Genomic DNA, 3289 nt, shown 5'->3' with positions numbered 1-3289 from the left:
GTTGTTCATTGAAAACTGGATATTGAAGTAAAATTTTTACAACAAACCGAGAACACCGCGTTGAAAGAGTTTTTAACAATTAAGTTCAAAACGCTAAACAATGAGGATTGGTGGAACTAACTATCGCTAGTTAGCGGAAGCCAAAAGCCTAACACTTTGTGTTAGCAATGAGGTTAAGTGAAGAAGGGCACACGGTGGATGCCTTGGCACTAGAAGCCGACGAAGGACGGGACTAACGCCGATATGCTTTGGGGAGCTGTACGTAAGCTATGATCCAGAGATTTCCGAATGGGGCAACCCAGCAGCTTTCATAGGCTGTTACTTTTACGTGAATACATAGCGTATTAGAGGTAGACGCAGAGAACTGAAACATCTAAGTACCTGCAGGAAGAGAAAGAAAATTCGATTTCCTTAGTAGCGGCGAGCGAAACGGAAAGAGCCCAAACCAACAAGCTTGCTTGTTGGGGTTGTAGGACTCAGCCATGGTAGTGTTGAATGATAGTCGAATCGACCTGGAAAGGTCAGCCGGAGTGGGTAAAAGCCCCGTAGGCGAAATCAGTCGCACACCTATGAGTATCCTGAGTACGGCGGAACACGTGAAATTCCGTCGGAATCCGGGAGGACCATCTCCCAAGGCTAAATACTCTCTAGTGACCGATAGTGAACCAGTACCGTGAGGGAAAGGTGAAAAGCACCCCGGAAGGGGAGTGAAATAGAACCTGAAACCGTGTGCTTACAACAAGTCAAAGCCCGTTAATGGGTGATGGCGTGCCTTTTGTAGAATGAACCGGCGAGTTACGATTGCGTGCGAGGTTAAGCTGAAGAAGCGGAGCCGTAGCGAAAGCGAGTCTGAATAGGGCGAATGAGTACGTAGTCGTAGACCCGAAACCATGTGATCTACCCATGTCCAGGTTGAAGGTGCGGTAAAACGCACTGGAGGACCGAACCCACGTACGTTGAAAAGTGCGGGGATGAGGTGTGGGTAGCGGAGAAATTCCAAACGAACTTGGAGATAGCTGGTTCTCTCCGAAATAGCTTTAGGGCTAGCCTCGGACGTGTAGAATAATGGAGGTAGAGCCACTGTTTGGACTAGGGGCCCATCCCGGGTTACCGAATTCAGATAAACTCCGAATGCCATTATTTCTGTCCGGGAGTCAGACTGTGAGTGATAAGATCCATAGTCGAAAGGGAAACAGCCCAGACCACCAGCTAAGGTCCCAAAATGTATGTTAAGTGGAAAAGGATGTGGGGTTGCACAGACAACTAGGATGTTGGCTTAGAAGCAGCCACCATTTAAAGAGTGCGTAATAGCTCACTAGTCGAGTGACCCTGCGCCGAAAATTTACCGGGGCTAAACATACTACCGAAGCTGTGGAACGTTCCGTATGGAACGTTGGTAGGAGAGCGTTCTAAGGGCGTTGAAGGTCGATCGTGAGGACGGCTGGAGCGCTTAGAAGTGAGAATGCCGGTATGAGTAGCGAAAGACAGGTGAGAATCCTGTCCACCGTATGACTAAGGTTTCCTGGGGAAGGCTCGTCCTCCCAGGGTTAGTCGGGACCTAAGCCGAGGCCGATAGGCGTAGGCGATGGACAACAGGTTGATATTCCTGTACCAGTAGTATTTGTTTGAGCAATGGAGTGACGCAGGAGGTTAGGAGAATCCACGCAGTTGGAAAAGCGTGGCCAAATAGTGAGTCAGGTGATGAGTCAAATGCTTATGACCGAGTTGACAAGCTATGATGGGGAGGGAAGTTTAGTACCGAAGTCTCTGACATCACACTGCCAAGAAAAACTTCTAGTGAGAAGACTGCTGCCCGTACCGCAAACCGACACAGGTAGTCGAGGAGAGCATCCTAAGGTGAGCGAGCGAACTCTCGTTAAGGAACTCGGCAAAATGACCCCGTAACTTCGGGAGAAGGGGTGCTGACGCAAGTCAGCCGCAGTGAATAGGCCCAGGCGACTGTTTATCAAAAACACAGGTCTCTGCAAAATCGAAAGATGACGTATAGGGGCTGACGCCTGCCCGGTGCTGGAAGGTTAAGAGGATGGGTTAGCTTCGGCGAAGCTCAGAATTGAAGCCCCAGTAAACGGCGGCCGTAACTATAACGGTCCTAAGGTAGCGAAATTCCTTGTCGGGTAAGTTCCGACCCGCACGAAAGGCGTAACGATCTGGGCACTGTCTCAACGAGAGACTCGGTGAAATTTTAGTACCTGTGAAGATGCAGGTTACCCGCGACAGGACGGAAAGACCCCATGGAGCTTTACTGTAATTTGATTTTGATTGTTTGTGACACATGTACAGGATAGGTAGGAGCCTAAGAAGACGGTACGCTAGTATCGTGTGAGGCGCTGGTGGGATACTACCCTTGTGTTATGACCAATCTAACCCGCAGCACTTATCGTGCTGGGAGACATAGTCAGATGGGCAGTTTGACTGGGGCGGTCGCCTCCTAAAAGGTAACGGAGGCGCCCAAAGGTTCCCTCAGAATGGTTGGAAATCATTCGAAGAGTGCAAAGGCAGAAGGGAGCTTGACTGCGAGACCAACAAGTCGAGCAGGGACGAAAGTCGGGCTTAGTGATCCGGTGGTTCCGCATGGAAGGGCCATCGCTCAACGGATAAAAGCTACCCTGGGGATAACAGGCTTATCTCCCCCAAGAGTCCACATCGACGGGGAGGTTTGGCACCTCGATGTCGGCTCGTCGCATCCTGGGGCTGTAGTCGGTCCCAAGGGTTGGGCTGTTCGCCCATTAAAGCGGCACGCGAGCTGGGTTCAGAACGTCGTGAGACAGTTCGGTCCCTATCCGTCGCGGGCGTTGGAAATTTGAGAGGAGCTGTCCTTAGTACGAGAGGACCGGGATGGACACACCGCTGGTGTACCAGTTGTTCTGCCAAGAGCATCGCTGGGTAGCTACGTGTGGCCGGGATAAACGCTGAAAGCATCTAAGCGTGAAGCCCCCCTCAAGATGAGATTTCCCATTTCTTTAAGAAAGTAAGACCCCTGAGAGACGATCAGGTAGATAGGTTGGGAGTGTAAGTGTAGCGATACATGTAGCGGACCAATACTAATCGGTCGAGGACTTAACCACAAGCGGTAAGTTCAAGTCAGTTGTAAAAAAACTTCAAATCCAGTTTTGAGTGGACAACACTCAAAAACATAGCCCAAGTGTGGTGGCGATAGCAAGAAGGATACACCTGTTCCCATATCGAACACAGTAGTTAAGCTTCTTAGCGCCGATGGTAGTGGGGGGTTGCCCCCTGTGAGAGTAGGACGTTGCCACGCTTGTGTTTT

At 50.4% G+C, this 3289-nt stretch carries 2 rRNA genes; both read left to right on the top strand.

The window, feature by feature from the left end:
- Nucleotides 1–171 precede the first annotated feature (171 nt).
- Nucleotides 172–3086: ribosomal RNA gene (locus tag CBF33_RS09520) — 23S ribosomal RNA — on the top strand.
- 78 nt (nucleotides 3087–3164) lie between these two features.
- Nucleotides 3165–3280 (top strand): 5S ribosomal RNA (gene rrf / locus CBF33_RS09515).
- Nucleotides 3281–3289: the final 9 nt, after the last annotated feature.

The organism is Vagococcus lutrae, assembly GCF_003987555.1.
GTDB classification, from domain to species: domain Bacteria; phylum Bacillota; class Bacilli; order Lactobacillales; family Vagococcaceae; genus Vagococcus_A; species Vagococcus_A lutrae.
Note: the sequence above shows the minus strand (reverse complement) of the source record. Positions and strands in the feature narration are given on the sequence as shown.